The organism is Actinomadura sediminis (assembly GCF_042675525.1).
Lineage (GTDB): Bacteria > Actinomycetota > Actinomycetes > Streptosporangiales > Streptosporangiaceae > Spirillospora > Spirillospora sediminis.
Genome location: NZ_JBHTJA010000097.1, coordinates 1 through 26,616 on the forward strand (window position 1 = coordinate 1; position 26,616 = coordinate 26,616).

The 26,616-nt window shown below is 73.2% G+C and carries 28 protein-coding genes; 15 read left to right on the forward strand and 13 right to left on the reverse strand.

Annotation, left to right across the window (positions count from 1 at the left end; genetic code table 11):
- A partial coding sequence (locus ACFQ11_RS30375; protein ID WP_378304893.1) for an adenosylcobinamide amidohydrolase occupies positions 1–366 on the forward strand: 366 nt, incomplete at its 5' end.
- On the opposite strand, the gene ACFQ11_RS30380 is transcribed toward ACFQ11_RS30375, so the two are convergent.
- Positions 363–1,061, reverse strand: a complete 699-nt coding sequence (locus ACFQ11_RS30380; RefSeq protein ID WP_378304895.1) for an SACE_7040 family transcriptional regulator — start codon at positions 1,059–1,061, stop codon at positions 363–365. The two genes, ACFQ11_RS30375 and ACFQ11_RS30380, sit on opposite strands and share 4 nt — an antisense overlap.
- Positions 1,062–1,137: 76 nt before the next feature.
- On the opposite strand from ACFQ11_RS30380, the gene ACFQ11_RS30385 reads away from it, so the two are divergent.
- The 4 genes from ACFQ11_RS30385 to ACFQ11_RS30400 are packed head-to-tail and all read left to right on the forward strand — an operon-like array spanning position 1,138 to position 6,767.
- Positions 1,138–2,751 carry a carboxyl transferase domain-containing protein gene (locus ACFQ11_RS30385; protein ID WP_378304897.1) on the forward strand — a complete coding sequence of 538 codons (1,614 nt, stop codon included), beginning with the start codon at positions 1,138–1,140 and terminating at the stop codon, positions 2,749–2,751.
- 7 nt (positions 2,752–2,758) lie between these two features.
- Positions 2,759–4,690 carry an acetyl/propionyl/methylcrotonyl-CoA carboxylase subunit alpha gene (locus ACFQ11_RS30390; RefSeq protein ID WP_378304899.1) on the forward strand — a complete coding sequence of 644 codons (1,932 nt, stop codon included), beginning with the start codon at positions 2,759–2,761 and terminating at the stop codon, positions 4,688–4,690.
- A 2-nt stretch (positions 4,691–4,692) separates the two neighbouring features.
- Complete coding sequence (locus tag ACFQ11_RS30395) at positions 4,693–5,619, forward strand: hydroxymethylglutaryl-CoA lyase (RefSeq protein WP_378304943.1); 927 nt, start codon at positions 4,693–4,695, stop codon at positions 5,617–5,619.
- On the forward strand, positions 5,619–6,767 hold the full coding sequence (locus ACFQ11_RS30400; RefSeq protein WP_378304901.1) for an acyl-CoA dehydrogenase family protein: 1,149 nt from the start codon (positions 5,619–5,621) through the stop codon (positions 6,765–6,767). The genes ACFQ11_RS30395 and ACFQ11_RS30400 overlap by 1 nt, the downstream gene beginning before the upstream one ends.
- Before the next feature lie 274 nt (positions 6,768–7,041).
- Here ACFQ11_RS30400 and ACFQ11_RS30405 read toward each other — a convergent pair whose 3' ends face one another.
- Positions 7,042–7,869: an MBL fold metallo-hydrolase gene (locus ACFQ11_RS30405; protein ID WP_378304903.1), complete on the reverse strand. Its 828-nt coding sequence runs from the start codon at positions 7,867–7,869 to the stop codon at positions 7,042–7,044.
- A 794-nt stretch (positions 7,870–8,663) separates the two neighbouring features.
- Between ACFQ11_RS30405 and ACFQ11_RS30410 the strand changes: the two genes are divergently transcribed.
- The gene (locus ACFQ11_RS30410; RefSeq protein ID WP_378304905.1) at positions 8,664–10,223 is read left to right on the forward strand and encodes a DHA2 family efflux MFS transporter permease subunit; all 1,560 of its coding nucleotides are present in this window, start codon (positions 8,664–8,666) and stop codon (positions 10,221–10,223) included.
- A 61-nt stretch (positions 10,224–10,284) separates the two neighbouring features.
- On the opposite strand, the gene ACFQ11_RS30415 is transcribed toward ACFQ11_RS30410, so the two are convergent.
- Together ACFQ11_RS30415 and ACFQ11_RS30420 are read right to left on the reverse strand one after the other, a co-directional pair.
- Positions 10,285–11,814, reverse strand: coding sequence for an acyl-CoA synthetase (locus ACFQ11_RS30415; RefSeq protein ID WP_378304907.1), 1,530 nt, complete (start codon positions 11,812–11,814; stop codon positions 10,285–10,287).
- 46 nt (positions 11,815–11,860) lie between these two features.
- Positions 11,861–12,109: a DUF397 domain-containing protein gene (locus ACFQ11_RS30420; RefSeq protein WP_378304909.1), complete on the reverse strand. Its 249-nt coding sequence runs from the start codon at positions 12,107–12,109 to the stop codon at positions 11,861–11,863.
- 207 nt (positions 12,110–12,316) lie between these two features.
- Here ACFQ11_RS30420 and ACFQ11_RS30425 point away from each other — a divergent pair, with 207 nt between their 5' ends.
- A complete protein-coding gene (locus ACFQ11_RS30425) occupies positions 12,317–13,036 on the forward strand; it encodes an ATP-binding protein (RefSeq protein WP_378304911.1) in 720 nt (239 codons plus the stop codon).
- Here the strand turns inward: ACFQ11_RS30425 and ACFQ11_RS30430 are convergent.
- Both ACFQ11_RS30430 and ACFQ11_RS30435 read right to left on the reverse strand, forming a co-directional pair.
- Complete coding sequence (locus tag ACFQ11_RS30430) at positions 12,960–14,441, reverse strand: alpha,alpha-trehalose-phosphate synthase (UDP-forming) (protein WP_378304913.1); 1,482 nt, start codon at positions 14,439–14,441, stop codon at positions 12,960–12,962. The two genes, ACFQ11_RS30425 and ACFQ11_RS30430, sit on opposite strands and share 77 nt — an antisense overlap.
- A gap of 358 nt (positions 14,442–14,799) precedes the next feature.
- Positions 14,800–15,264 (reverse strand): DoxX family protein, encoded by a 465-nt coding sequence (locus ACFQ11_RS30435; protein WP_378304915.1) that lies wholly within the window; start codon positions 15,262–15,264, stop codon positions 14,800–14,802.
- Between the two features lie 114 nt (positions 15,265–15,378).
- On the opposite strand from ACFQ11_RS30435, the gene ACFQ11_RS30440 reads away from it, so the two are divergent.
- Positions 15,379–15,840, forward strand: coding sequence for a MarR family winged helix-turn-helix transcriptional regulator (locus tag ACFQ11_RS30440; protein ID WP_378304917.1), 462 nt, complete (start codon positions 15,379–15,381; stop codon positions 15,838–15,840).
- Between the two features lies 1 nt (position 15,841).
- Positions 15,842–16,984: an FAD-binding protein gene (locus ACFQ11_RS30445; RefSeq protein ID WP_378304919.1), complete on the forward strand. Its 1,143-nt coding sequence runs from the start codon at positions 15,842–15,844 to the stop codon at positions 16,982–16,984.
- Between the two features lie 36 nt (positions 16,985–17,020).
- Here the strand turns inward: ACFQ11_RS30445 and ACFQ11_RS30450 are convergent, their stop codons facing one another.
- Genes ACFQ11_RS30450 through ACFQ11_RS30460 form a run of 3 tightly spaced genes read right to left on the reverse strand, consistent with a single transcriptional unit; the run spans position 17,021 to position 19,543 of the window.
- A complete protein-coding gene (locus tag ACFQ11_RS30450; protein ID WP_378304921.1) occupies positions 17,021–17,665 on the reverse strand; it encodes a response regulator in 645 nt (214 codons plus the stop codon).
- On the reverse strand, positions 17,656–18,921 hold the full coding sequence (locus ACFQ11_RS30455; RefSeq protein ID WP_378304923.1) for a sensor histidine kinase: 1,266 nt from the start codon (positions 18,919–18,921) through the stop codon (positions 17,656–17,658). Before ACFQ11_RS30455 ends, ACFQ11_RS30450 begins: the two co-directional genes overlap by 10 nt.
- Positions 18,902–19,543, reverse strand: coding sequence for a DedA family protein (locus ACFQ11_RS30460; RefSeq protein ID WP_378304945.1), 642 nt, complete (start codon positions 19,541–19,543; stop codon positions 18,902–18,904). Before ACFQ11_RS30460 ends, ACFQ11_RS30455 begins: the two co-directional genes overlap by 20 nt.
- Positions 19,544–19,872: 329 nt before the next feature.
- On the opposite strand from ACFQ11_RS30460, the gene ACFQ11_RS30465 reads away from it, so the two are divergent.
- The 3 genes from ACFQ11_RS30465 (at position 19,873) to ACFQ11_RS30475 (ending at position 21,725) form a co-directional block, all read left to right on the forward strand.
- Positions 19,873–20,688 (forward strand): SAM-dependent methyltransferase, encoded by an 816-nt coding sequence (locus tag ACFQ11_RS30465; protein WP_378304925.1) that lies wholly within the window; start codon positions 19,873–19,875, stop codon positions 20,686–20,688.
- A gap of 183 nt (positions 20,689–20,871) precedes the next feature.
- Positions 20,872–21,384, forward strand: coding sequence for a hypothetical protein (locus tag ACFQ11_RS30470; protein ID WP_378304927.1), 513 nt, complete (start codon positions 20,872–20,874; stop codon positions 21,382–21,384).
- A 128-nt stretch (positions 21,385–21,512) separates the two neighbouring features.
- Positions 21,513–21,725: a DUF5999 family protein gene (locus ACFQ11_RS30475; protein ID WP_378304929.1), complete on the forward strand. Its 213-nt coding sequence runs from the start codon at positions 21,513–21,515 to the stop codon at positions 21,723–21,725.
- 13 nt (positions 21,726–21,738) lie between these two features.
- Here the strand turns inward: ACFQ11_RS30475 and ACFQ11_RS30480 are convergent, their stop codons facing one another.
- Positions 21,739–22,389, reverse strand: coding sequence for a YdcF family protein (locus ACFQ11_RS30480; protein WP_378304931.1), 651 nt, complete (start codon positions 22,387–22,389; stop codon positions 21,739–21,741).
- Positions 22,390–22,514: 125 nt separating this feature from the next.
- On the opposite strand from ACFQ11_RS30480, the gene ACFQ11_RS30485 reads away from it, so the two are divergent.
- On the forward strand, positions 22,515–22,787 hold the full coding sequence (locus tag ACFQ11_RS30485; protein ID WP_378304933.1) for a hypothetical protein: 273 nt from the start codon (positions 22,515–22,517) through the stop codon (positions 22,785–22,787).
- A 3-nt stretch (positions 22,788–22,790) separates the two neighbouring features.
- On the opposite strand, the gene ACFQ11_RS30490 is transcribed toward ACFQ11_RS30485, so the two are convergent.
- Together ACFQ11_RS30490 and ACFQ11_RS30495 are read right to left on the reverse strand one after the other, a co-directional pair.
- Positions 22,791–23,582, reverse strand: coding sequence for an SAM-dependent methyltransferase (locus ACFQ11_RS30490; RefSeq protein WP_378304935.1), 792 nt, complete (start codon positions 23,580–23,582; stop codon positions 22,791–22,793).
- Between the two features lie 79 nt (positions 23,583–23,661).
- The gene (locus ACFQ11_RS30495) at positions 23,662–24,279 is read right to left on the reverse strand and encodes a PepSY domain-containing protein (protein WP_378304937.1); all 618 of its coding nucleotides are present in this window, start codon (positions 24,277–24,279) and stop codon (positions 23,662–23,664) included.
- A 131-nt stretch (positions 24,280–24,410) separates the two neighbouring features.
- Between ACFQ11_RS30495 and ACFQ11_RS30500 the strand changes: the two genes are divergently transcribed.
- On the forward strand, positions 24,411–25,091 hold the full coding sequence (locus ACFQ11_RS30500) for a response regulator transcription factor (protein WP_378304939.1): 681 nt from the start codon (positions 24,411–24,413) through the stop codon (positions 25,089–25,091).
- Between the two features lies 1 nt (position 25,092).
- Positions 25,093–26,526: a sensor histidine kinase gene (locus tag ACFQ11_RS30505; protein WP_378304941.1), complete on the forward strand. Its 1,434-nt coding sequence runs from the start codon at positions 25,093–25,095 to the stop codon at positions 26,524–26,526.
- Here the strand turns inward: ACFQ11_RS30505 and ACFQ11_RS30510 are convergent.
- The coding region (locus tag ACFQ11_RS30510; protein ID WP_131764087.1) for an acyl-CoA dehydrogenase family protein at positions 26,519–26,616 on the reverse strand (98 nt) is incomplete at its 5' end. The genes ACFQ11_RS30505 and ACFQ11_RS30510 overlap by 8 nt on opposite strands.

Sequence of the window (26,616 nt, forward strand, 5' to 3'; positions counted from 1 at the left end):
CCCGAGCTGGCGCCGATGCGGCTCCGCCGCCGCCGGCGGCCGCGCCGCGGGACGCCCGCGGCCGCGCCGTGGCGGCCCGGGACGATCAACATCCTCGCCGTGCTCCCGGTCCCGCTGACCGACGGGGCGCTGGTGAACGCGGTGGTCACGGTCACGGAGGCGAAGACGCAGGCGCTCCTGGAGGCCGGGTTCCCGTGCACGGGGACGGCGTCGGACGCCGTGTGCGTCGCCGTCCCGGAGGCGGGGACGCCCGAACCGTTCGCGGGGCCGCGCTCGGTGTGGGGGGCGCGGCTCGCGCGCGCCGTTCACCGGGCCGTGCGCGCGGGCGCGCTCGACTACGGCGCCCCGCCGGCGGAGCGCCGTTAGGCCCGGCCGGGGGCGGGTCCGGCGCCGTCCAGGGCCGAGCGGGCCATGGCGTGCAGGAGGTCGGCCATCGCGGCGCGGTCCAGCCCCGCGGCGCTGCGCGGGGTGGAGTTGAGCAGCCCGAAGCAGGCGTGGACGGCCGCGCGGGTACGGTCGTCGGCCAGCGCGGGCGTCCGGCGGCGCAGGACGCCGACCCACTCCTCCACGTACGCCCGCTGCAGGCGGCGGACGCGGTGCCGCTGCTCCTCGGGGACGTTGTCCAGTTCGCGCTCGTGCACGGTGATCAGCGCGGGGTTGTCCAGCGCGAACGCGATGTGCCAGCGCAGCAGCGCGTCCAGGGCGCGGGACGGGTCGGGGTCGGCGGCGCGGCGGGCGCCCTCGGCGAGCAGCCGCTCGCTGATGTCCAGCAGCATCTCGGCGAGCACGGCCTCCTTGCCGCGGAAGTGCCGGTAGAGGGCGGGCCCGGTGAGCCCGACGGCGCGGCCGACGTCGCCGATGGACGTGCCGTGGTAGCCGCGGCGCGCGAACAGCTCCGCGGCGGCGGCGAGGAGCTCCGCCCGGCGCGGGTTCGGCGGCGCCGCGGGCACGGTTACGTCCGGGGCCGCGGGCCCCTGGGCGTCCGGGGCCGCGGGCCCGTGGGCGTCCGGGGCCGCGGGCCCGTGGGCGTCCGGGGCCGCCTCGGCGGGTCGGGAGGTCATGCGGCAAGTGTAGACGCACGCTGTTAATGAGCATTAACATCGGAGTTGTTAACGAGCATTAACAGGGAAGGGCACCATGACCGGACCCGAGATCGGCACGCGCGCCGACGTCGCGGGCGAGGCGTTCAAGGCCAACGCCGCGCACAACGAGGCGCTGGTCGCGGAGCTGCGCGAGCACGTGGACCGGGCCGGGCGCGGCGGTCCCGAGCGGGCCCGCGAACGGCACGTCGCGCGCGGCAAGCTGCTCCCCCGCGACCGCGTCGACACGCTCCTGGACCCCGGCTCGCCGTTCCTCGAACTGTCGCCGCTGGCCGCGACCGGCATGTACGACGACGAGGCCCCGGGCGCCGGGATCATCACCGGCGTCGGCCGCGTCTCCGGGCGCGAATGCGTGATCGTCGCCAACGACGCCACCGTGAAGGGCGGCACCTACTACCCGGTCACGGTCAAGAAGCACCTGCGGGCGCAGGAGGTGGCGCTGCACAACCGCCTCCCCTGCATTTACCTGGTCGACTCCGGCGGCGCGTTCCTGCCCCGCCAGGACGAGGTGTTCCCCGACCGCGAGCACTTCGGCCGGATCTTCTACAACCAGGCGACGATGTCGCAGCGCGGCATCCCGCAGATCGCCGCCGTCATGGGATCGTGCACGGCCGGCGGCGCGTACGTCCCGGCGATGAGCGACGAGGCCGTGATCGTCCGCGGCCAGGGCACGATCTTCCTGGGCGGCCCGCCGCTGGTGAAGGCCGCGACCGGCGAGGTCGTGACGGCCGAGGAGCTGGGCGGCGGCGAGCTGCACTCGCGCACGTCCGGCGTCACCGACCACCTCGCCGAGGACGACGCGCAGGCGCTGCGGATCGTCCGCGACATCGTCGGGACGCTCGGCCCCCGCGAGCCCCGCCCCTGGGACGTCGCGCCGGCCGAGGAGCCCGCCGCCGACCCGGCGGAGCTGTACGGGGTCGTCCCGCCGGACCCCCGCACGCCCTACGACGTCCGCGAGGTCATCGCCCGCATCGTGGACGGCAGCCGGTTCCAGGAGTTCAAGAAGGAGTACGGGACGACGCTCGTCACCGGCTTCGCGCGCGTCCACGGGCACCCGGTCGGGATCGTCGCGAACAACGGGATCCTGTTCGGCGAGTCGGCGCAGAAGGGCGCGCACTTCATCGAGCTGTGCGACCGCCGCAGCGTCCCGCTCGTCTTCCTGCAGAACATCACCGGGTTCATGGTGGGGCGCGAGTACGAGGCGAGCGGCATCGCCAAGCACGGCGCGAAGATGGTGACGGCCGTGGCGTGCGCGCGCGTCCCGAAGTTCACCGTCGTGATCGGCGGTTCGTTCGGCGCGGGCAACTACGCCATGTGCGGCCGGGCGTACTCCCCCAGGTTCCTGTGGATGTGGCCGAACGCCCGCATCTCGGTCATGGGCGGCGAGCAGGCCGCGAGCGTCCTGGCGACCGTCCGCCGCGACCAGATGGAGGCGCGCGGCGAGGACTGGCCCGCCGAGGACGAGGAGAGGTTCAAGGCGCCGATCCGCGAGCAGTACGAGGACCAGGGGAATCCGTACTACTCCACGGCGCGGCTGTGGGACGACGGGGTGATCGACCCGCGCGACACCCGGCGGGTGCTCGGGCTCGGGCTGTCGGTCGCGGCGAACGCACCGCTGGAGCCGGTCGGCTACGGCGTCTTCCGGATGTGAGGGTCTGATGTTCGACAGCGTCCTGGTCGCCAACCGGGGTGAGATCGCCGTCCGCGTGTTCCGCACGCTGCGGCGGCTCGGCGTGCGGTCGGTGGCCGTCCACACCGCGGCCGACGCGGGAGCCCTGCACGTGCGCGAGGCGGACGAAGCGCTGCTCGTCCCGTCCTACCTGGACGTCGAGGCGGTGATCGGCGCGGCCCGCGCGGCGGGCGCGCAGGCCGTCCACCCGGGGTACGGGTTCCTCGCGGAGAACACCGCGTTCGCGCGGGCCTGCGGCGACGCGGGCCTGGTGTTCATCGGCCCGCCCGCCGAGGCCATCGACGCGATGGGCGACAAGATCCGCGCGAAGCGGACGGTCGCCGCGGCCGGCGTCCCGGTCGTCCCTGGGCGGGACGAACCCGGCCTCTCCGACGAGGAACTGCGGGCGGCCGCGCTGGAGGTCGGCCTGCCGGTGCTGCTCAAGCCCTCGGCGGGCGGCGGCGGCAAGGGCATGCGCCTCGTCCGGGACGAAGCGGACCTGCCGGACGCGATCGCGTCCGCCCGGCGCGAGGCGCGCGGCTCGTTCGGCGACGACACCATCCTCGTCGAGCGGTTCGTCGAGAACCCCCGGCACATCGAGATCCAGGTGTTCGCGGACGCCCACGGCAACACCGTCCACCTGGGCGAACGCGAGTGCAGCCTCCAGCGGCGCCACCAGAAGATCGTCGAGGAGGCGCCGTCGCCGCTGCTGGACGCCGCGGCCCGCGAGCGGATGGGCGCCGCCGCCGTCGCCGCCGCGCGCGCCGTCGGGTACACCGGCGCCGGGACGGTCGAGTACATCGTGTCGGCCGACCGGCCCGACGAGTTCTTCTTCATGGAGATGAACACCCGCCTCCAGGTCGAACATCCCGTGACCGAACTGGTCACGGGCCTCGACCTGGTCGAACTGCAACTCCGCGTCGCGGCGGGGCGTCCGCTGCCGTTCGGGCAGGACGACGTCCGCCTCGACGGGCACGCGATCGAGGCCCGTGTCTACGCCGAGGACCCGGCGCGCGGCTTCCTGCCGACCGGCGGCCGTGTCCTCGCACTGGACGAACCGGACGTGCGGGTCGACTCGGGGCTCGACGTCGGCACCGTGGTCGGCGGCTCCTACGACCCGATGCTCGCGAAGGTGATCGTCCACGGGGCGGACCGCGCCGAGGCCCTGCACCGCCTCGACCGGGCCCTCGCGGGGTACACGCTCCTCGGCGTCCCGACGAACGTCGCGTTCCTGCGGGCGCTGCTGCGGCACCCGGACGTCGCGTCCGGCGACATCGACACCGGCCTGGTCGAACGCGCCCTCGGCGACCTCACCGGCGACGCGTCCGTCCCGCCGGAGGTGCTCGCCGCCGCCGCGCTGGAACGGATGCACGCCCTCGAGTCCGGCGACGACCCGTGGACGATCCCGGACGGCTGGCGTCCCGGGGCGCACGCCTGGACGCGCTGGATCATCACGCCCGCGGGCGGGGAGCCCGTCGAGGTCCGGGTGCAGGGGCGGGCGTCGTCCGCGCGGGTCCGCGTCGGCGACGGCGAGCCCGTCGAGGCGTCCCTGCGCGGCACCACCCTCACCTACGCCGGGCGGACGGTCGCGTTCGCCGCCGCCCGCGACGGGAACACGCTGTGGCTCGGCCGCGAGGGGCGCGTGTGGGCGCTCGGCGAGCACGTCGCCGCCGAGGGCGGCGCCGCGGCGGCCGGGGCGGGCGACGGGGTGCTGCGCAGCCCGATGCCCGGGACCGTCCTCGCCGTCAAGGCGGCCGAGGGCGACCGCGTCGCGGAGGGGCAGCCGCTCGTGGTCGTCGAGGCGATGAAGATGGAGCACACCGTCACCGCGCCCCGCGCGGGCGTCGTGGCGAAGCTGCCGGTCCGCGCCGGCGCCCAGGTCGCCCTGGACGCGGTGCTGGCCGTGATCGAGGAGGCATGACGATGCGCACACCGCTGCCGGGCCTGCCGGAGCGGGTCACGATCTACGAGGTCGGGCCCCGGGACGGCCTGCAGAACGAGAAGGCGATCGTGCCCGCGTCCGTCAAGGCCGAGTTCGTCACCCGGCTCGCGGACGCGGGGCTGCGCACGATCGAGACGACCAGCTTCGTGCACCCCAAGTGGGTGCCGCAGCTCGCGGACGCCGAGGAACTGCTGGGCGTCCTGCCCCGCTCGCCCGAGCTGCGCTACCCCGTCCTCGTCCCGAACGACCGGGGCCTGGACCGGGCGCTCGCGAACGGCGTCACCGAGATCGCCGTGTTCGGGAGCGCCACCGAGTCGTTCGCCCGGCGCAACCTCAACCGGACCGTGGACGAGTCCATCGCGATGTTCGCGCCCGTCGTGGAGCGGGCGCGCGCGCAGGGCCTGTGGGTGCGGGCCTACGTGTCGATGGCTTTCGGAGACCCGTGGGAGGACGACGTCCCGATCGAACAGGTCGTCTCCGTCGCGTCCCGGCTGATGGAGCTCGGCTGCTCGCAGCTCAGCATCGGCGACACCATCGGCGTCGGCACCGCCGGGCACGTCACCGCGCTGATCGAGGCGATGGCCGCCGCCGGGATCGGCACCGACCGGCTCGCCGTCCACTTCCACGACACCTACGGGCAGGCCCTCGCCAACACGCTGGCGGCGCTCCGCGCGGGCGTCACGGTCGTCGACGCGTCCACCGGCGGCATCGGCGGCTGCCCGTACGCCGAGAGCGCCACCGGCAACCTCGCCACCGAGGACCTCGTGTGGATGCTGGACGGTCTCGGCATCGACACCGGCGTCGACCTCGGCAAGCTCGTCGCGACCAGCAGGTGGATGGCCGGGCGGCTCGGCCGTCCGAGCCCGTCCCGCGTCGTGCAGGCCCTGTCCCCCGAAACGGAGCAATGATGATCGACTTCAAGCTGAGCGACGAGCAGGAGGAGCTGCGGAGCACCGTCGAGCGGTTCGCCCGCGAGACGGTCGCCCCGGTGATCGGCGACCTGTACGAGCGCGGCGAGTTCCCGTACGACATCGTCGCCGCGATGGGGAAGATGGGCCTGTTCGGGCTCCCGTTCCCCGAGGAGCACGGCGGCATGGGCGGCGACTACTTCGCGCTCTGCCTCGCCCTCGAGGAGCTCGCGCGCGTCGACTCGTCCGTCGCGATCACCCTGGAGGCGGGGGTCTCGCTGGGCGCGATGCCGATCTACCGGTTCGGCTCGCCCGAGCAGAAGGCCGCGTGGCTGCCACGGCTGACCTCGGGCGAGAACCTCGCGGCGTTCGGCCTGACCGAACCGGGCGGCGGCTCGGACGTCCCGGGCGGCATGCGCACCACGGCCCGGCTCGACGGCGACTCCTGGGTCATCAACGGGTCGAAGTCGTTCATCACGAACTCGGGCACGGACATCACCGCGTTCGTCACCGTCACGGCCTTCACCGGCGACGACGAGATCTCCACGATCATCGTCCCGAACGGCACCCCCGGCTTCACGGTCGGGCGCAAGTACTCGAAGGTCGGCTGGTCGGCGTCCGACACCCGCGAGCTGTCGTTCGACGACGTCCGCGTCCCCGCCGAGAACCTCGTCGGCGAGCGCGGCCGCGGCTACGCGCAGTTCCTGCGCATCCTGGACGAGGGCCGCATCGCGATCGCCGCGCTGTCGGTCGGCCTCGCGCAGGGCTGCGTGGACGAGTGCCTGCGCTACGTCCGCGAGCGGGAGGCGTTCGGCCGGGAGATCGGCCGCTACCAGGCGATCCAGTTCAAGATCGCCGACATGGAGACGCGCGCCCACACCGCCCGCCTGGCCTACTACGCGGCCGCCGCGCGCCTGCTGGCGGGCGAGCCGTTCAAGAAGGAGGCGGCGATCGCCAAGCTCGTCGCGTCGAACGCCGCCATGGACAACGCCCGCGACGCCACGCAGATCTTCGGCGGCTACGGCTTCATGAACGAGTACGCCGTCGGCCGCTTCTACCGGGACGCGAAGATCCTCGAGGTCGGCGAGGGCACGTCCGAGGTCCAGCGCATGCTGATCGCCCGCGCCCTCGGCCTGCCCCCGGCCTAGGCCCGGCCGAACCGCGCCCGCCTCGCGGCCGTGCTCGCGCGCGCGAGATCGGTCGGCCGCCGCCGCTCGCCCGTGAGCAGACGTCGCGTCCGGTTTCGGTTTCGCCGAGGACTTCGGTCCCGGCGCCGTCAGGACGATCGGCGTTCTGGAGGCACTGGCCGGAGCGGGCCTCGTCCTGCCCGCCGCGTTCGACATGCGGGGAGACCCGGACGATCGCGGCGCCCGTCGTCCTCCTCGCCCTGGCGGCCGTCGTGGCGTGGGGCCGGGTCGGGCCTCAGCCGTTCTGAGGGGCGGGGCCTCCGGTCGCGGGCTCCAGTTCGGTGAGCAACCTCAGGAAGGCCTCCTGGTCGGGGCCGATGTAGGGCGGCGCGTCCGGGGCGCCCGCGAGGGTGTCGAGCATCGCCGCGGTCCTGTGGTGCGCGGGCGGCAGATGCGTGCTGAGGACGACGGGCGGGTCGGCGTCGCGGAGCGGATGGAGCGAGGAATGGAAGAGGTTCCGGTCCACCTCGCAGAGCCACGGGCTGTCGAGCACGGCCCAGAGCCGCTGGCCGGCGATCAGGTCGGCGTGCGGGATCGCCGCGACGTCGTCGCTCTCCACGAGGTCGCGGCTCGTCATCGGGGCGCCGAAGCAGTCGGAGCTGAAGCAGGTCCCGGTGCGGTCGTCGATGATCGCCGTGGTGGCGGGGTTGTCGTAGACGGGGGGCCGGAACGCGAGCAGGCCGCGGTCGCCGACGTCTAGCGACTGCCCCGGGTTCAGCAGGTACACGCGGTCGGGCGGCACGGGCCGTTCGAGCGAGAGCAGGCCCATGCCGAGGAACGTGGTGACCAACCGGGCGGACGGGGCGGCCTCGAGGATCTCGAAGACGCTTCCGGTGTGGTCGCGATCGGGGTGGGTCAGGTAGATCCAGCGCAGGTCGGCGGGGTCGACCAGCGACCACAGGACGTCGAGGAACTCCGCGCTCGCGGCGCGCAGGCCGGTATCGACGAGGACGGGCTGCTCCGCGTGCAGGAGGTGGGCGTTGACCGGCAGGAAGCCGATGCCCGGTAGCGGGACGGCGTCGGTGAGCGCGGTGACGTCCGGTGCGGGATGTGAGATGTGCATGATTCCCCCTTGGAAGACCCCTGGGGGGATATGGACAGTAGATAGCGATATGTCCGAACGGGGCACCATGCCGGCCTAAAAAGCGGCACGGTCTTCTTAGGGGCGCGCCTCCAGGACTCCGAAGGCGGGCCCCGGGCGGGGACGCCGGTCGGCCGCAGGCCCGTGCGGTCGAGGAGGCGCTCGCACTAGGGCCGGGTCCGCGGGCGGCCGGTGATCGAGAACATGGCGGGTCGAACACGGCGCCGTCGGACGGCCGGTCGCGCAGGTGGTCGTAGAGGCCGCGGCCGTGGGTGCAGGGGAAGGCGGGGTCGCCGGTGCGGACGCTCGTCTCGCGGGCGCTCCAGCGCGAGCAGCGACTGGGCGAGTGGGTCCTCGGGCATCCGGACGGTCATCGCGGCTCCAAACACTCGTCACCGTACGTCGCGGATCATGACCGAAGGTGTCCAACGGGCGTCGGTCGAGAATCCGTTCGGGTGCGGCGGTGAGTTCCGGGGACGCGGCGGGTCTGTGTCGGGGCACGGTCGATTCGGGGTGAACGCGGAGGTGAGGGATAGGATGTCGCGTCCGTCACATTCGGTTGACCTCGACCGCGATCGAGGTCTGAGTCTGGAACGCGGAGAGCAGCGTAGACCCGGGCAGATTGTCAGACCCGGACGGAATACTCCCGAGGTCGCGCGAGTTTAACCGTTCGCGAAAGTGTCAGTCTCTGCAGTATTTTGCTGCGGTATCCCCCATCGAACCATCCCCGGCCCCTGCGTGCCCGCGTGCGCGGGCCCCGACGATTGGAAGGTAAGTTGACCGCTCCCGCGTCTCCCAAGGCGGCGGACGGCCCCCAGGAGGCACCGGAACCCGGAGGTCTCGACCGCGGCGTGTTCGCGGTGGCCGGGGTCGTGGTCCTCGGCGCGATCATGTCCATCCTGGACGTGACCGTCGTCAACGTCGCCCTCAACGCGCTCACCGCCGAGTTCAACACGTCGCTCGCCACCATCCAGTGGGTCGCGACGGGGTACACCCTCGCCCTGGCCACCGTGATCCCGATCACGGGCTGGGCGTCGGCGAGGTTCGGCACCAAGCGCCTTTACATGATCTCGATCACGCTGTTCGTGCTCGGCTCGATGCTCGCCGGCCTCGCGTGGTCGCCCGAGTCGCTGATCGCGTTCCGGATCCTGCAGGGGCTCGGCGGCGGCATGATCATGCCCGCCGGTATGACGATCATGACCCAGGCGGCGGGCCCGCAGCGGGTCGGCCAGGTGATGAGCATCGTCGGCATCCCGATGCTGCTCGGCCCGATCCTCGGCCCGATCCTCGGCGGCTACCTCGTCGACGAGGTGTCCTGGCGCTGGATCTTCTTCATCAACCTGCCGATCGGCATCGTGTCGCTGATCCTGGCGGCCAAGATCCTCAAGCCCGACACGCCGAAGCCGGCGGAGCGGCTCGACCTCATCGGGCTCCTGCTGCTGTCCCCCGGCCTCGCCCTGCTGATCTACGGCCTGGCGAAGGGCGGCGAGCTGAGCGACTTCCTCGCCGCCGAGGCGCTGCCGTTCACGCTGGCGGGTGCCGTCCTGGTGCTCGGGTTCGTGGCGCGCGCTCTGACCGCGTCGAACCCGCTGATCGACCTGCGGCTGCTCAAGCGCCGCTCGGTGGCGGCCGCGTCCGGGACGATGGTGCTGTTCGCCGTCGCGTTCATGGGCGCCATGCTGCTGATGCCGCTGTACTACCAGGTGGTGCGCGGTGAGGCCGCCATGGCCTCCGGCCTGCTGCTGGCGCCGCAGGGCCTGGGCGCGATGGTCACCATGCCGATCGGCGGACGGCTCACCGACAAGATCGGCCCCGGACGGGTCGTGCTGGGCGGTCTCACCATCGTGATCCTGTCGCTCGGCGGCTTCGCCTGGCAGGTCCAGGAGGACACCTCCTACTGGGCGCTCGGGACCACGCTGTTCGCGATGGGGCTCGGCATGGGCATGACGATGATGCCGACCATGGCCGCGGCCATCCAGCCGCTCGTGCACGACGAGGTGCCGCGCGCGAGCACGATGCTGAACATCATCCAGCAGGTGGCGGCGTCCATCGGCACGGCGATGATGTCGGTGCTGCTGGCCCGCCAGTTCGTCCAGCAGCTCCCGCCGATGCCCGGCGCGGAGAGCGGCGCGGGCGGCGAGGCCGGGCTGGCCGCGATGAGCGAGATGCCCGCGGAGGTCATGGCGAAGGTCGTCGGGCCGATGGCGGACGCGTTCCAGAACACCTTCTGGTACGCCACGGGCCTGCTGGTGCTGGCCGTCCTGCCCGCGCTGGTGCTGCCGCGCCGGAAGCCGGAGAACCCCCCGGCCGCCGACGCTCCGATGCCGATGCACTGATCGGGCACCGCACGGCCGCGAGCCCCGGTCCGGGACGTTCCGGACCGGGGCTCGTCCCATGTCAGGACGCGGCCGCGTCCTTCCAGTACTCGTCCTTCAGCAGGCGCTTGTAGAGCTTGCCGGTGGGGTGGCGGGGGAGTTCGGCGCGGAAGTCGACCGAACGGGGGCACTTGTAGTGGGCGAGCCGGTCGCGGCAGTAGGCGATCAGCTCGGCCTCCAGTTCGGGTCCCGCGTCGTCCATGTCGAGAGGCTGGACGACCGCCTTGACGGCCTCGCCCATCTCCGGGTCCGGAACGCCGAGGACGGCGACGTCGGCGACCCTCGGGTGCACCGCGAGCACGTTCTCGGCCTCCTGCGGGTAGATGTTCACACCGCCGCTGATGATCATGTAGGCGCGGCGGTCGGTGAGGTAGATGAAGCCGTCGTCGTCGACGTAGCCGATGTCGCCGAGGGTGCTCCAGCCGCGTCCCTTCGGGTCGCGGGACGCCGCGGTCTTGTCCTCGTCGCCGTGGTACTCGAACTCGGGGCCCTCGCCGAAGTACAGCGTTCCCGGGGTGCCGGGAGGGACCTCGTCGCCGTTCTCGTCGCACACGTGGACCTGCCCGAGGACGGGGCGCCCGACGGTGCCCTTGTGGGCCAGCCAGTCGCGGGAGTCGGTGTAGACGAAGCAGTTTCCCTCGGTGCCCGCGTAGTACTCGTGGAGGATCGGCCCCCACCAGTCGATCATCTGCTCCTTGACCGGGACGGGACACGGCGCCGCGGCGTGCACGGCGGCGCGCAGGCTCGACACGTCGTACCGGGCGCGGGTCTCCTCGGGGAGCTTCAGCATCCGGATGAACATGGTCGGGACCCACTGGCTGTGCGTGACGCGGTACTTCTCGATGGCGGCGAGGGCGGCCTCGGCGTCGAACTTCTCCATCACCACGACGGTGGCGCCGAAGCGCTGGAAGCTGATGCAGTAGCGCAGCGGGGCCGCGTGGTAGAGCGGCGCCGGAGACAGGTAGACCGAGTCGCCGTCGGGCTGGAAGAGCATCGAGATCAGCTGGGTCAGGGGGCCGGGGGTGCCCATGGGCGCCTTGCCGAGGGCCGGTTTCACGCCCTTGGGCCGGCCCGTGGTGCCGGACGAGTAGAGCATGTCGACGCCCTCGCACTCGTCCTCGATGGGCGTGGCGGGGTGCGCGGCGACGCGCTCCTCGTAGGAGTCGTAGCCGGGTGCCGTGCCGCCGAGCATGAGCCGCAGCGGCACGTCCGGCGGGTTCTGCGCGACGGCCGGGATCGACGCGTCCGCGATGAACACCTTGGCCCCGCAGTTGCCCGCGATGTAGGCGACCTCGTCGGGGCCGAGCCGTGAGCTCACGGCCGTGTAGTAGAGCCCGGACCGCTGGGCGGCCCAGGCGATGGCCAGATAGAGCGGGTGGTTCTCGAGCATGAACGCGATGTGGTCCCCCGGGCGCAGCCCCTCCGCGCGGAGCAGCTGCGCGAGCCGGTTGGACTCCTCGTTCAGTTCCCGGTAGGTGACGGTGCGGCCCGAGCCCGCCATGATCACGGCGGGTTTGTCGGGCGTCTGTGCGGCGATCTGCCCCAGGTGCATGGCCGCACGTTAGCGGGCCGGAATCCTGAATGGAATGGGATTCGGTTCATTCGGCCGCACAGACCAGCATGTGGTCGAAGTCACCGTCCTTGGCCCCGCCGACGAACGCCTCCACCTCCTCGCGCGTGTAGACGAGGACGGCCCCCTCGGGGTCCCGGGAGTTGCGCACGGCGATGTCCCCGCTGGGGAGTGCGGCCAGTTCGACGCAGTTGCCGCTCGGATTGCTCCGGCGGCTCTTCTGCCAGACGAGTCCGCTGCGGCTCGCGCCGCCGGGCGGCATCTGGTGGCCGTTCATCTTTGCCCCCTCTAGGCGTGTCCGCCTCCCCGCAGGGAGGCCGCGATCTCGCCCCACCCCACACCATGGTACGAGATGCACGTGCATTCGGTCTTGCATTCGTTCTTGCACCCGTTCGTGCAGACGGTCTTGCATCTGCACGACTTGGGGAGCAAGATAGCGAACGCTCGCCGGTGACCAACCCGCTCGCCTCTCGAGGTTCACACCATGACCGTTGACCAGGCAGACGACGTCGCGGCGCACGCCGCCAGGCACGGCGCCCTCCACGGCGCCGGAGAGGGCCTACGGCCGCGGGACGCCGCGTCCGGGCACGCGCCCTGGCCGGACGCGCCCGCGCCGTCCCCCGCGCACGCGGCGGGGCCCACGGACGGCCCGGCCGTCTCCCCGGCCCCGGTGCCGGCCCCCGGCCTGGCCGGGCGCTGGCCGACGCCGCACGAGGGCGCCCCGCGCACGGCGCGGCGGGTCCTGCCGGCGGAGATCACCGCGCCCCGCACGGCGCGCGAGTTCACCGAGGCGACGCTTCGCGCGTGGGGCCTGGCGGACGGCGCCGCGGACATCGTCGTCACCGTCTCGGAACTGGTCACCAACGCCCTGCGGCACGGCCTCGAGGGACTCCCCCAGCCGCTGCCGCGGCGCCCGATCCAGCTCGTGCTGGTCGGTCACCGGCGGCGGCTCGTCGTGGCGGTGACCGACCCGAGCGGGCGCGCGCCCGAGCCCGCGACGGCGGACTCCGACCGCTTCGTCGAGGGCGGGCGCGGCCTGCTGGTGGTCGGCGCGGTCAGCGACGCCTGGGGATGGGCGCCGCTCGCGACCGGCGGGAAGTCGGTGTGGGCGGCCTTCGCCCGCCGGGTCAGCCCTCCGGGACCGGCAGGACCGGCGGCTGCACGTCGTCCGGACGCTCCCGCTCCGGACGCTCCAGCTCACTGAGGAACGCGTGGGCCCAGCGGTCCACGTCGTGCTCCAGCACGCGCCGGCGCATCGACCGCATCCGCCGGGCCAGCTCGGCGGGCTCGGCGCCGAGCGCCTCCAGGAGCCGCTCCTTGAGGCCGTCGATGTCGTAGGGGTTGACGAGGAACGCGCCGCGCTTGAGCTCGTCCGCGGCGCCGGTGAACTCGCTCAGCACCAGGGCCCCGCGCAGGTCCGCGCGGCAGGCGACGTACTCCTTGGCGACCAGGTTCATGCCGTCCCGCAGCGGGGTGACGACCATGACGTCCGCGGCGAGGTAGAGCGCGGCCAGCTCGGCACGGTCGTACGAACTGTGCATATAGTGCACGACCGGAAAGCCGATCTCTCCGTAATCGCCGTTGAGCCGGCCGACCTCCTGCTCGATCTCCTCGCGCAGGAGCTGGTACTGCTCGACGCGCTCGCGGCTCGGCGTCGCGATCTGCACGAACACGGCCTCGCCCGGCTTGAGGTGGCCGTCCTCGAACAGCTCCCCGAACGCCTCCAGCCGCTGCCGGATGCCCTTGGTGTAGTCGAGCCGGTCGACCCCCAGCAGGAGCGTGCAGTCGCCGAGGTCGCTGCGGATCTCCTGGGCGCGTTCCCGCACCTCCGGCCGGGCCACGAGGTCGTCCAGCTCGCTGACGTCCACCGAGATCGGGAAGGCGCGGGCGCGGACGACGCGGCCGTCCCACAGGACGTCCTGCTTGATGTTCCGGGTGTCCAGCAGGCGCTTGCACAGGCGCACGAAGTTGGCCGCGGCGCCGGGGAGCTGGAAGCCGACCAGGTCGGCGCCGAGCAGCCCTTCCAGGATCCGGCGCCGCCAGGGAAGCTGCCAGAACAGCTCCACCGGCGGGAACGGGATGTGCAGGAAGAACCCGATGCGCAGGTCGGGCCGCAGGTCCCGCAGCATCGCCGGGACGAGCTGGAGCTGGTAGTCCTGCACCCAGACGATGCCGCCCTCGGAGGCGACCTCCGCCGCCGCCTCCGCGAAGCGCCGGTTGACGCGCACGTAGGCGTCCCACATCGCGCGGTCGTACACGGGCGGCGCCACGACGTCGTGGTACAGCGGCCACAGCGTGGCGTTCGAGAAACCCTCGTAGTACAGCTCGACGTCCTCGGCGGACTGGGAGATGGGGACGAGCGACATGCCGTCCTCCTCGAACGGCTCGAGGTGCTCGTCCGGCGCCCCGGTCCAGCCGATCCACGTGCCGTTCCGGCGCCGCATGACCGGCGCGATCGCGCTGACCAGGCCGCCGGGGCTCCGCCGCCAGCGCGGAACGCCGTCCTCTCCGACGATCCGGTCGACCGGAAGCCGGTTGGCCACCACCACGAACTCACTACCGCGCGACACCTGCGACCCGCCTTCTCCAGGAACCTCAGTGATCACCATGCCCAGAAACGGTCATCGGGAACATCTTGTCACTTCGACGCAAAGAGATCGTGACGAGAAAAGGGCCCTGTCAAGTTCGCGGGGCCGCCGGTGACCGGGATTGGAGCGGGCCACATCCCTTTCGCACCAGGTGACCGATGTTTACCGGTCCGTCATCTTCAGCGGCCCACCCCTCCAAAAAGTGACTCAGATCACATCACACTTATGGCGGGCGGCCCGCCGTTCAGCACGCCGGGGCTCGCCCGTGAAGGCGGCGGGGGTCCATGACCGCTCGGCGACACGTGGCGTACGACGGAAACGCCTGGAACACGCGGAAGCGGGCCCCGCGCGGAAGCGCGGGGCCCGCCGGGCGACGGGTTCAGGCCGCCGCGCCCTCGCGTTCCGGGACGTCGGCCCCGCGGCGCCGTCCGCCCCACAGGACGGCGTCCAGCGAGAACCGGCCCGCCCCCGTCAGCGCGAGCAGCAGGGCGACGGCGCCGAGGACGAGGACGAACTCGTAGCCGCCGTCGCTCGCGAAGAACCCGGCGTCCTTGTGGACGTACCAGAACGCGCCGGCCATGTTCGCGGCGAGCAGCACGCCGGCCACGGGGACGAGGACGCCCAGGATCAGCGCGGCGCCGCCGAGCAGCTCCACCCAGGTCGCGAAGGTCGCGGCGACGCCGGGCAGCGGGATGCCGAGGCCGTCGAACATCGCGGTGACGCCGGCGTGCCCGGTGTCGTTGAGCTTCTGCCAGCCGTGCGCGACGAACACCGCGCCGAGGACCAGTCGGCCGATGAGCAGCCCGGCGTGGAGCAGGTCGGGGTGTCGGCGAGACGGGAGCATGCCCCTCCTCCGGTTGAAGGTTCAAATCTGAACTAACAGAACGCTACCAGAGGTGCTTGAATTCCAGACCACCTAGAAACTTCAGGTTGGATACAGACCAACTAGAATCACCACATGAGCGATGCGGGGGATCCGCTCGACGACGCGGAGCTGCGCGCCTGGATGGCGTTCCTGGCCGCCGGGCACCTCATGGACCACGAGGTCGAACGGCAGCTCAAGCGCGACGGCGGGCTCTCGCACCCCGAGTTCGAGGTCCTGGTGCGGCTGCGGTGGGCCGACGGCGGACGGCTGCGCATGTCCGACCTCGCCCGCCAGGTGATGATCTCCAAGAGCCGGCTGACCTACCAGGTCACGCAACTGGAACGAGCCGGGCTCGTGCGGCGCACCGGCTGCGAGACCGACCGGCGGTCGGTGTGGGCGGAGCTGACCGATGAGGGCGCGGCCGCGCTGGAGCGCGTCCGGCCCGGGCACCGGCGGGTCGTCCGGGAGTCCCTGATCGACGTGCTGTCGCGCGACGAGATCGAGCTGCTCGGCGACGCCCTCGGCCGCGTCGCCGACCGCCTGCGGAAGCGGTAGCGTGCGCGACTTCGGCGGGATCGTCGAGCGCTCCCCCGCGCGGACCGTCCGTCCCGGGTCGGCGGCCGAGGTCGCCGCCGCGCTCCGGGAGGCCGCCGCGGAGGGCCTGGACGCCGTCCCGCGCGGCCTCGGCCACTCCACGTTCGGGCAGTCGCTGACCGGCGGCGTGTCCCTCGACATGCGGGGGCTCGCCGGAGTCCGCGCGGTCGAGGCGGGCGGGCCGCGGGGCCCGCACGCGGTCGTGGACGCCGGGACGACCTGGCGGGAGGTCCTGGACGCGACGCTGCCGTTCGGCCTCGCCCCGCCCGTGCTGACCGACCACCTCGACGTCACCGTCGGCGGGTCCCTGTCGGCGGGCGGCGTCGGCGGCGGGTCGCACCGGCACGGCCTGCAGGCCGCGAACGTCCTGTCGCTCGACGTCGTCCGGTACGGGCGGGACGCCGGGCGCGGTGCGGTGACGTGCTCCCCCGGCGATCGGCCCGAGCTGTTCGACGCGGTGCGGGCCGGGCTCGGGCGCCACGGGGTCATCACCCGGGCCGCGCTGCGGCTGGTCCCCGTGCCCGAACGCGTGCTGTCCTGCACGATCCCGTGCCGCGACGCCGTGGACCTGCTGCGGGTGCAGCGCGAGACGAGGGCCGAGCACCTGTCCGGGCAGGCCAAGCCCGCGGAGGGCGGCGGATGGCGGTACGAGGCCAAGGCCGTGCTGCACGGCGGCCCGCCGCCGCCCGGGACCGCCGGGGCCGAGGAACTGCCCTACCTCCGCTTCGCCGACCGCCTCCGGCCGGACGTGGCGGAGCTCGCCGCCCTCGGCGAGTGGGCGCGCCCGCACCCGTGGGGCATGGTGTTCCTCCCCGGGGACCGCGCCGCCGACGTCATCGAGGCCGAGCTCGCGGCGACGGACCCGGCCGGCGTGGGACTCAGCGGCGTCGTCCTGATCAAGGCGCTGCGCACCGGACGCGTGCCCGGGCTCGCCGTCCCGCCCGACCCCGTCCTGCTCGGGATGCTGCGGACGGCCTCGCCGGGCTGCGCACCCGTCCCGGCGATGCTCGCCGCCAACCGCGCGCTCCTCGCCCGCGCCCGCGCCGTGGGCGGCACCCGCTACCCCGTGGACGCCGTGGACGACCCGGCGCCCGCCGCCCGCTGACCGCCGCCCGCTGACCGCCGCCCGGCGGCCCCCCGGTCACGACCGGAGGTAGTGCAGGACGGCCAGCACGCGGCGGCTGTACCCCGCGGCGCCCGCCAGGCCGAGCTTGTCGAAGATCGCGTTGACGTGCTTCTCCACGGCGCTCTGGGAGATGTGCAGGTGCGCGGCGATCGACCCGTTGGTGTGCCCCTGCGCCATGTGGTCGAGGACGTCCCGTTCCCGCGGCGTCAGCCGGGCCAGCGGATCGGCGTGCGCGCTCTGCGCCAGCAGCCGCCGCACCACCTCGGGGTCGAACGCGGCGCCGCCCGCCGCGATCCGGTCGAGGGCGTCGAGGAACTCGTCGACCTGCGCGACCCGGTCCTTGAGCAGATAGCCGACGCCCGCGGTGTCCGCGGTGATCAGCTCGGCGGCGTACCGCTTCTCCACGTACTGCGACAGGACGAGCACCCCGACGTCCGGCCACCGGCGGCGGATCTCCAGCGCGGCGCGCAGCCCCTCGTCGGTGTGCGTCGGCGGCATCCGCACGTCCACGACGACGACGTCGGGCGGCGCCGCCGCCACGGCGGCGAGCAGCGCGTCGCCGTCGCCGACGGCCGCGGCGACCTCGTGCCCCTCCTCGGCCAGCAGCCGCACGAGGCCCTCGCGCAGCAGCGTCGAGTCCTCCGCGAGCATCACCCGCACGGCAGCTCCGCGGTGATCACGGTGGGCCCGCCGGGCGGGCTGTCCACGGCGAACGTCCCGTCCAGCGCGGCGGCGCGGCGGGCGAGCCCGGCCAGCCCCCCGCCGCCGGGGTCGGCTCCCCCGGTCCCGTCGTCCTCGACGCGCACGCCGATCCTCCCGTTCCGTTCCGCGACGTCGACGCGGATCCGCCCCGCGCCCGAGTGCTTGTTCGCGTTGGTGACGGTCTCGCAGACGACGAAGTACGCGGCGGTCTCGACCGGGTGCGGGGGCCGTCCCGGCACGTCGTAGCCGATCGTCACCGGGACCGCCGACCGTTCGGCGACCGTCTCCAGCGCCGCCCGCAGGCCCTCGCCGTCCAGCGCCGCGGGGAACACGCGCCAGCTCACCTCGCGCAGGTCGTCCAGGGCGCGCCGCGACTCCTCGTGCGCCTGCCGCAGCAGCTCGGCGGCCCGTTCCGGGTCGGCGCCGCCCGCGCGGCGGGCCCGCCCGATCAGCATGCCGAGCGCGACGAGCCGCTGCTGGACGCCGTCGTGCAGGTCGCGCTCGATGCGGCGGCGCTCGTCGTCGACGGCGTCCACCACCTGCGCGCGGGTGACGCGGAGTTCGGCGATGCGGCGGCGGTAGGCGTCCAGCGGGCTCGGGCCGAGCCGCCGGCGGGCGGTCGCCCGTTCCAGCGCGACGACGCCGGCCAGGCCCTGGACGGCGATGAACAGCAGCACCGCGCCCAGGAGGACCGTGTAGGCGACGATCCAGGGGCGCGGCGGGATGCCGTCCAGGTAGTCGCCGGTGATCCACCAGCTCGCCATCAGGCCGGCGGCCATGGCCGCCCCGTAGACGGTCAGGAACAGGATCACCCCGCCGAGGAGACCGATCGGCGCGCGCACCGCCAGGTAGGCGAGCGCGCGTCCCGGGCCGTCCGCGGCCGCGCTCTCTTCGGCGAAGAAGTGGGCAAGCCTGCGGCGCTCGAGTTCCGTGAGCCCGCGGGCCCCGGCGGCGACGGCCCCCGGCACCGCGCGCCCGCCGCGCGCCCGCGAGAACGGCGCCGCCAGGGCGGCGACCAGCAGGAAGGCGAGTTCGACGAGCGCCGTCAGGGTGCCGAGCGCGAGCCCGGCGGACGCGCGCACGGCCGTCCGCGCGGCGGCACGTCCACCGGCGGGGACGGCACCGGCGGCGCGCTCCCCCGGAGCCGCCCGGTCGGCGGGCCCGCGGCGGAGGTCGTCCCGGCCGGCGGCGTCGTCAGAAGGCGCTGTGGTCACGCTCGGGGTCTCTCGGGCCGACACGGTGCGCCCCGCCGCCCCCGTTCCCGCCCTTGCGCGACTTCACGACGCGGAAGGCGAGGAACGCCACGACGGCCACGGCGACCACCGCGAGGACGCCCTTGGAGTAGATGCCGACGTACTCCTCGACCTTGTGCCACTGGTCGCCGAGCCCGTAGCCGGCCATCACGAAGATCGTGTTCCAGATCGCGCTGCCGAGGGTCGTGTACAGCAGGAACTTGCTCAGCGGCATCCGCTCCACCCCGGCCGGGATGGAGATGAGGCTGCGGAAGATCGGGATCATGCGGCCGAAGAAGACGGCCTTGGCGCCGTGCTTGGCGAACCACGCCTCGGTGCGGTCGAGGTCCTCGATCTTGACGAGCGGGAGCCGGGCGACGAGCCTGCGGATGCGGTCGCGCCCGATGACGGCGCCGATGCCGTACAGGGCGAGCGCGCCGACGACCGACCCGACGGTCGTCCAGATCAGGGCGGCGATGAGGTTCATCTTGCCCTGCGACGCGGTGAACCCGGCGAGCGGCAGGATGATCTCGCTCGGCAGCGGCGGGAACAGGTTCTCCAGCGCGATGGCGATCCCCGCGCCCGGCGCGCCCAGCTGCTCCATCAGGTCGGTGGCCCAGCCGGCGATGCCGCCCACCGGTTCGCCCTCGGTCGCCGCCAAAAACGTCATTGTGATCATGCCTCGCCACACTAGAGATCCGCCGATACCGCCACCATGGAGCGCACCGCCGACCTTACCGGCCGCGCGCCGCATCCCGGCCCTGCGGAAAACCGCACCCCCGCCGCCCCCGCCGCGCGCCGGGCCGGCCGCGTGAACGGGGAGGCGGTGATCGGGAAAACGCCCGCATCGCCGGGCGGTTCAGCCTAATGTGGAACTCCCCCTCCGCATGGTGTTTTCAACACCGCCGCACCGATCAGCGAGGAGCCCCGCACGTGGCCGACGGACCCCCGGAGAACGCCCCGCCCGGCATCGACCCCTCCACTCCGACGTTCGCCCGGGTGTACGACTACTTCCTCGGCGGCAAGGACAACTTCGCCGCCGACCGCGAGGTCGCCGACATGGTGATGGGGCTCGTCCCCGAGGCGCCCGTCGTGGCGCAGGGCAACCGCGTCGCGATCGAGCGGGCGGTGACCCACCTCGCCGGGGAGCTCGGCATCGACCAGTTCGTGGACATCGGGTCCGGGCTGCCGACGTCGTCCAACGTGCACCAGTTCGCCACGGCCGCCTCGCCCGGCGCCCGCGTCGTGTACGTCGACAACGACCCGATCGTGCTCGCCCACGGCCGGGCGCTGCTCACCGAGACCGGCGTCGCGACGTTCATCCAGGGCGACCTCTACGAGCCCGAGAAGATCTTCACGGATCCGGCGCTGACCGCGCTGATCGACCTCGACCGTCCGGTCGGCGTCATCCTGGCCGCGATCATCCACCACGTGCCGGACGACCGGGACCCGGCGGGCGTCGTCCGCGCGCTGCACCGCTTCCTGCCGCCCGGCAGCCACGTCATGCTCACGCACCTGCACGACGCGGGCGACGACCCGCGCGTCGAGGAGGCGAAGAAGATCCTGCAGTCGGGGCTCGGCGGTTCCTACTTCCGGCATTCGTCCGAGATCGAGCGGTTCATGGAGGGCCTGACGATTCTGGAGCCGGGCGTCGAGTTGGTGACCGCGTGGCGGCCGGACGGCCCGGCGGGTCCGCTCGAGCACCCGCTGCACAGCCAGATGGTGGCGGTGCTCGGCCGCAAGGACTGAACGCGGAAGCCTCGTGAACGGAATGCCGGCCGGGGTTCCGGTCACGAGCTTCGCCATTTCCGGACACGCCCGGGCAGGGATCCGGACAAAGGATCTTTCTGATCGACTTTTCGGTCAGGAAACCTTCTTGTAGCGTTCGCAGGGTTTTGTGAAGCGCATTCATGATCCAAAGGAACCCCCGCGATGCCCCTGGCGACTGGCCTGGCCGCCGTGCTCCTCGGCCTGCTCATCCTGCTGGCCGCGGCCCGGCACCGTTTCCGGCGTCCGGCCGTCCCGGCGTCCGGGCACCCCGAGTCCCTGACGGCCGTGCTCGAACCGGGCGAGGAGGAGTACCTCGCCTGGCTCGCCGACCACCACTGGCCCGGCGACGAGTACCTGGAGCTCGAACGCGAGTGGCGCGCCGAACTGGGACTCGATCTCCACGGCGGCGCCCGTCCGGACGGGCCGCCCGAGGCGCACGAGGCTCCGGCCTGCCCGCGGTGCGCGCTGCGCCGCGAGGACGTGTGGCCGTGCCCCGCGTGCGGGCGGCTGCTGCACTCGTCCTGCGGGCACGGGATGCGGCGCAGGCGCGTCGCCCAGCCCTACCGCACCCGCGGCGCCGATTTCGAGGCGGTGGTCGCGGAATGGGTCTGCACGGGCTGCGCCTCCGTCGTCGGCCTGGACGTGGACCACGGCGACGAACCGGATCGGCGCTGACGCTGCCCCGTACAGCGAACCTTTACACGCTCGTAACGTAAAGGATTCCTCATCTACTTGCATATTTCGGGCGTGCGGCGGCATGGTGAAGTATGTCCTTAATCACAGGGACCCCATGGAGGAATCCCGTGACCGCCCACTCCGAGCCGACGGCCTGCACGCACGAGCCGTCCTGCCCCGCCGCCGACGCCCACGACCGGGACGCCGCGCGCACCGTCGCGTACCACCCCGAGCAGGGCTGGAGCCTGCTGTGCAACGGCACCGTCGTCTTCGACGACACCGGGGAACTGCTCCCCGACGGCCGCGTCGTCGCCCCGCACCGCCCCACCGCGGCCGCCTGACGCGCCGCGGCCGTCACCTGATCACGTGACGGTCGTAGCCGAGCCGCACCAGTTCCTCGTACGCCGCCCATGCCGCCGCCGGAACCGGCATGGGCACCTGGAAACCGCGGTCGGCGTAGACGACCATCCGCTGCAGGTCGCCCACCATCAGCTCGATGAACCGACGCTCGTCGTCGCCGTAGGCGTCGAACCCGATCTCGGGCGCGGCGACCGTCCACTCCACCCCGGCCCACTGGCACCGCGCCGTCGCGAGCGACCGGCGCGTCATGTAGGGCTTGGCGACCAGGATCCCGCTGCGCACCTCGACGCCCCGCGCGTCCAGCAGCCGGCGCGTCGCCGTGATGTTCTCACCCGTGTTCGCCGCGGTCTCCTCCAGCACCAGGGCCCGCTCCGGGACGCCGTGCTCCCGCGCCACCCGCGCGAACACCCGCGCCTCCGTCTCCGTCCACCCGGACGTGATCTTGCCGCGCCCGCCCGAGACGACGAGCAGCGGCGCCCGTCCCTCATGCCAAAGCCGGGCGGCATGGACCGCCACCCGCGTGTCGTGACACCCCAGCGCCAGGATCACGTCAGCCTTGGAGAGAGGGTCGGCCAGCACCAGGTGATCCCAGAGGATCCGGGCCAGCTCGCGCGCCCGCGCGTCCACGGGGCCGTGAGACTCCATGCGCCCATTGTCCCCTGCGGTCAGCATGTCGGACTCCCATCCGATCGGTCGTCCCGGTAGCGTTCAACTGTTTCGCTACTTACGCAAGGATCATGTGGAACCCGACCGCGAAAGGACGGGGTGGTGTGATCACAGTCCTGGTCCTCGTCGCACTGGTCGCCGTGCTCGGCCTGTGCGTGTCCAACTTGCTCCGCCCCTTCGCCCAGGCGGCGCCCGCGGAGCCGTGCACCGGGCCGCCCGCCGTCCATCCGGAGTCGATGACCGCCGAGCTGGACCCGGCGGACGAGGAGTACCTCGCGTGCCTCGCCGACACGCTCTGGCCCGAGGACGAGTACCTCGAACCGGAGCACACCACGGACGGGGAGGAGGAGTCCGGCGGCAGCGGCATGCGCCGCTGACCCTCAGAGCTTGCGGCCGACGCCGCCGTAGGCGTCCACGTCGTCGGCCGGGTGTTCGGGGCGCCAGCGGGTGACGGGGACGATCCCGGGCGGGAGGATCTCGAGGCCGTCGAAGAAGCGGGCGATGCCCTCGGGGGTGCGCAGCACCAGGGGCGAGTCGCCGGACGCGTTCCACACCTCGACGATCTTGTCGGAGGCCGCGCCGTGCACGACGTTCGTGCCGTCGTACAGGGCGAGGTAGCTGCCGGGGGCGAGGGCGTCCATGAGCCGCCGGACGATCGCGTACGCCTCGTCGTCGTCGGTGATGAACTCGAGGATGCCCATCAGCGTCAGCGCGACCGGCTCGCCGAGGTCGAGCGTCTCGGCCGCGGCCTCGATGATGCGCTCGGGCTCGCGCAGGTCGGCGTGGACGTAGGCGGTGCTGCCCTCGGGGGTGCTGGTCAGCAGTGATTTCGCGTGGGCCAGTACCAGCGGGTCGTTGTCGACGTAGACGATGCGCGACTCGGGCGCGGCGCGCTGCGCCACCTCGTGGGTGTTGTCGGCGGTGGGCAGGCCGGTGCCGATGTCGATGAACTGGCGGACGCCCGCCTCGGCCGTGAGGAACCACACGACGCGGTTGAGGTAGATGCGGGACGCGCGGGCGAGGCGCGCGACGTCCGGGAGCATGCGGAGGATCTGGTCGCCGACCTGGCGGTCCACGGGGAAGTTGTCCTTGCCTCCGAGCCAGTAGTTCCAGATGCGCGCCACCTGCGGGACGGTCGTGTCGACGCCGGGCGCCGGTACCTCGTCGCTCATAGTCTCCCTTTCAACCCGCCGTGATCGGTGTCTTCCCGGCGGCGGCGCCCCCCATTCCCGGGGGACGCCGCGAAGGGGGTCAGTCGTCGTCGCCCTCGTCGTCGCCGGCACCGTCGTCCTGGTCGTCGGCCTGGTTCTGGAGGACCTTGCCGGAGGCGGCGTCCACGGTGACCTCGCGCTCGGTGCCGTCCGAGCCCGCCACCTCGACCTCCCAGGAGGGTCCGTCCCCGGGCTGGAAATCGACGGACGTGACGGTGCCGGGCGCCGCCTTCAGCGCGGCGTTCGCGGCGGCGGCCGCGGTCACCTTCGCGCCGCCCAGCGCCTTCGCCTCGGCGGCCGCCTCGCGGCGGTCGTCGTCATCGTCGTCCCGGTCGGCCCGGTTCTGGACGACCTTCCCCGAGCCGGCGTCGATGCTCACACCGCGGACGCCGCCGGACGCGACGACGTCGACCTCCCAGACGGCGGCGCCGCCGTCGTCGTCGAGGTCGATGTCCTCGACGGTGCCGGGGGCCGCCTTCAGGGCGGCCTGAGCCGCCTGCATGGCGGTGACGCGGGTGCCCTGCGGGACGCCCTCGTCCCGGTCGTCCGGCGCGGCGGCGACCGCGGTGGCCGCTCCCCCGCCGGCGACGGCCGCCGCCGCGAGCGCCGTGACCAGGAGCCTGCGGCCGGTGAGGACGCGGCGCGCGTCGATGCCCATGTGATTCCACCTCCGGTGTCGGTGTGCCGTGGCCGGTCGGCCCGGACGTCACCGACGATGCCGGGCGTTCCTGTAGCGGACCTGAAGCGACCTGAAGTCTTCTTCAGGAACGGTTTGGCAGGCTGTCCTCCATGCGCCTGCTCATCGTCGAGGACGAGAAACGCCTGGCCACGTCCCTGGCCCGCGGCCTGACCGCCGAGGGGTTCGTGGTGGACGTCGTCCATGACGGCGCCGAGGGGTACGAGCGGGCGTCCGAGGGCGGCTACGACCTGATCGTCCTGGACATCATGCTTCCCGGGATGAACGGCTACCGGGTGTGCGCGGCGCTGCGGGCGGCGGGCGACGAGACGCCGATCCTGATGCTGACCGCGAAGGACGGCGAGTACGACGAGGCCGAGGGGCTGGACACGGGCGCGGACGACTACCTGACGAAGCCGTTCTCGTACGTGGTGCTGGTGGCCCGCGTGCGCGCGCTGCTGCGGCGCCGCACCCGGGGGGCGTCCCCGGCGATCGTCCTGGGCGACCTCACCGTGGACCCCGCCGCCCGGCGGGTGTTCCGCGGCGACGAGGAGATCGAGCTGACCGCCAAGGAGTTCGCGGTGCTGGAGCACCTGGCGGTGAACGCGGGCCGCGTCGTGTCCAAGGCGCAGATCATCGAGGCCGTGTGGGACTTCGCCTACGACGGCGACCCCAACATCGTCGAGGTGTACGTGAGCGCGCTGCGCCGCAAGCTGGACGTGCCGTTCGGCCGCAGGTCGATCGCGACGGTGCGGGGCGCCGGGTACCGGCTGGCGCGGGACGGGGGCGCCTGAGATGCCCGCCGGGCGATGGTTCGGCTCCGTCCGGGCCCGGACGACGCTGGGGGCGACGGCCGTCGTCGCCGCCGCGCTGGTCGCCGCGGGCCTCGCGGTCGTGCTGCTGCTGCGCGCCGAGCTGGGCGGGCAGACGGACCTGCGGTCCGAGGTCGCGGCACGGGAGGTGGCGTCTCAGCTCGCGGCGGGCACCCCGTTCGGGTCGCTCGACCTGCCCGACGACGAGGAGCATCCCGTGCAGGTCGTGGACGGCGCGGGCCGGGTGCGCGCGGCCGGCGAGGACCTGACCGGGATCGGCGGCGCCGGATCGGCGTCGGCCGCGCCCGTCCCGTCCCCGGACGACGGGGACGACGACTCCGGGGACGGCGACGATGACGACGGGCCGCGGCGCGGCGAGGTCTCGGACGACGACCCGTCCTTCACCACCGGGACCGCGACCGTCGACGGGCGGACGGCGGACTACCGGTTCGCGGCGGTCGAGGTGACGACGCCCGCGGGCGAGACCGTCGCGGTGTACGCGGGCACGGAGCTGGACGCGGCCCGCAGCGCCGTCGGGACGGTGACGCGCTCGATGCTCGTCGGGCTGCCGCTGCTGCTCGCCGTGGTGGCGGGCGTGACGTGGCTGGTGACGCGGCGGGCGTTGCGGCCGGTGGAGGCGGTCCGGGCGGAGCTGGCGGAGATCACCGTGGCGGGCGACCTGTCGCGGCGGGTCCCCGTGCCGGACGCCCGGGACGAGGTGGGGCGGCTCGCCGTCACGACGAACGCGACGCTCGCCGCGCTCGAGGACTCGGTGGCCAGGCAGCGCGCGTTCGTCGCGGACGCGTCGCACGAGCTGCGCAGCCCGATCGCGTCGCTGCGCACGCAGCTGGAGGTGGCGGCCGCACATCCGGAGCTGCTGGACCTGCCGGGCGCGGTCGACGACGTCGTGCGGTTGCAGCACCTGGCCGCCGACCTGCTGCTCCTCGCGCGGATCGACGCGGGCGAGCGCCCTCCGGCGCGTCCCGTCCGGCTCGCGGAGCTGGTGCGGGACGAACTCGACCGCAGGGCCGCCGGGGACCGCGTCCCCGTGCGGGCGTCCGTCGAGGGCGACCCGCGGGTGACCGGCGTGCCGGGACGGCTGTCGCGCGTGCTCGGCAACCTGCTGGACAACGCCCAGCGGCACGCGGACCGGACCGTCCGCCTCACCGCCGCCCGCGAGGGGCGGGACGTCGTGCTGCGCGTCGCCGACGACGGCCCCGGCGTCCCGGTGGACGATCGCGAGCGCGTCTTCGAACGGTTCGTGCGGCTGGACGACGCGCGCAGCCGCGACGAGGGCGGCGCGGGCCTCGGCCTCGCGATCGCCCGCGACCTGGTGACGGCGCACGGCGGCACCCTGACCGTCCGGGACGCGCCGGAGGGCGGTGCCCTGTTCGAGGTGCGGCTGCCCGCTACTTGAGGAGCTGGCGGGCCATGACCATCCGCTGGATCTGGTTGGTGCCCTCGTAGATCTGGGTGATCTTGGCGTCGCGCATCATCCGCTCCACCG

Bases quoted from the DNA above. Each gene is read 5' to 3' on its own strand.
- ACFQ11_RS30500 (WP_378304939.1), top strand. From the start codon at position 24,411: ATGCGCCTGCTCATCGTCGAGGACGAGAAACGCCTGGCCACGTCCCTG.
- ACFQ11_RS30435 (WP_378304915.1), bottom strand. From the start codon at position 15,264: ATGCTCCCGTCTCGCCGACACCCCGACCTGCTCCACGCCGGGCTGCTC.
- ACFQ11_RS30385 (WP_378304897.1), top strand. From the start codon at position 1,138: ATGACCGGACCCGAGATCGGCACGCGCGCCGACGTCGCGGGCGAGGCG.
- ACFQ11_RS30505 (WP_378304941.1), top strand. From the start codon at position 25,093: ATGCCCGCCGGGCGATGGTTCGGCTCCGTCCGGGCCCGGACGACGCTG.
- ACFQ11_RS30430 (WP_378304913.1), bottom strand. From the start codon at position 14,441: ATGGTGATCACTGAGGTTCCTGGAGAAGGCGGGTCGCAGGTGTCGCGC.
- ACFQ11_RS30440 (WP_378304917.1), top strand. From the start codon at position 15,379: ATGAGCGATGCGGGGGATCCGCTCGACGACGCGGAGCTGCGCGCCTGG.
- ACFQ11_RS30460 (WP_378304945.1), bottom strand. From the start codon at position 19,543: ATGGAGCAGCTGGGCGCGCCGGGCGCGGGGATCGCCATCGCGCTGGAG.
- ACFQ11_RS30390 (WP_378304899.1), top strand. From the start codon at position 2,759: ATGTTCGACAGCGTCCTGGTCGCCAACCGGGGTGAGATCGCCGTCCGC.
- ACFQ11_RS30425 (WP_378304911.1), top strand. From the start codon at position 12,317: ATGACCGTTGACCAGGCAGACGACGTCGCGGCGCACGCCGCCAGGCAC.
- ACFQ11_RS30415 (WP_378304907.1), bottom strand. From the start codon at position 11,814: ATGCACCTGGGGCAGATCGCCGCACAGACGCCCGACAAACCCGCCGTG.
- ACFQ11_RS30490 (WP_378304935.1), bottom strand. From the start codon at position 23,582: ATGAGCGACGAGGTACCGGCGCCCGGCGTCGACACGACCGTCCCGCAG.
- ACFQ11_RS30480 (WP_378304931.1), bottom strand. From the start codon at position 22,389: ATGGAGTCTCACGGCCCCGTGGACGCGCGGGCGCGCGAGCTGGCCCGG.
- ACFQ11_RS30470 (WP_378304927.1), top strand. From the start codon at position 20,872: ATGCCCCTGGCGACTGGCCTGGCCGCCGTGCTCCTCGGCCTGCTCATC.
- ACFQ11_RS30420 (WP_378304909.1), bottom strand. From the start codon at position 12,109: ATGAACGGCCACCAGATGCCGCCCGGCGGCGCGAGCCGCAGCGGACTC.
- ACFQ11_RS30405 (WP_378304903.1), bottom strand. From the start codon at position 7,869: ATGCACATCTCACATCCCGCACCGGACGTCACCGCGCTCACCGACGCC.
- ACFQ11_RS30395 (WP_378304943.1), top strand. From the start codon at position 4,693: ATGCGCACACCGCTGCCGGGCCTGCCGGAGCGGGTCACGATCTACGAG.
- ACFQ11_RS30380 (WP_378304895.1), bottom strand. From the start codon at position 1,061: ATGACCTCCCGACCCGCCGAGGCGGCCCCGGACGCCCACGGGCCCGCG.
- ACFQ11_RS30495 (WP_378304937.1), bottom strand. From the start codon at position 24,279: ATGGGCATCGACGCGCGCCGCGTCCTCACCGGCCGCAGGCTCCTGGTC.
- ACFQ11_RS30400 (WP_378304901.1), top strand. From the start codon at position 5,619: ATGATCGACTTCAAGCTGAGCGACGAGCAGGAGGAGCTGCGGAGCACC.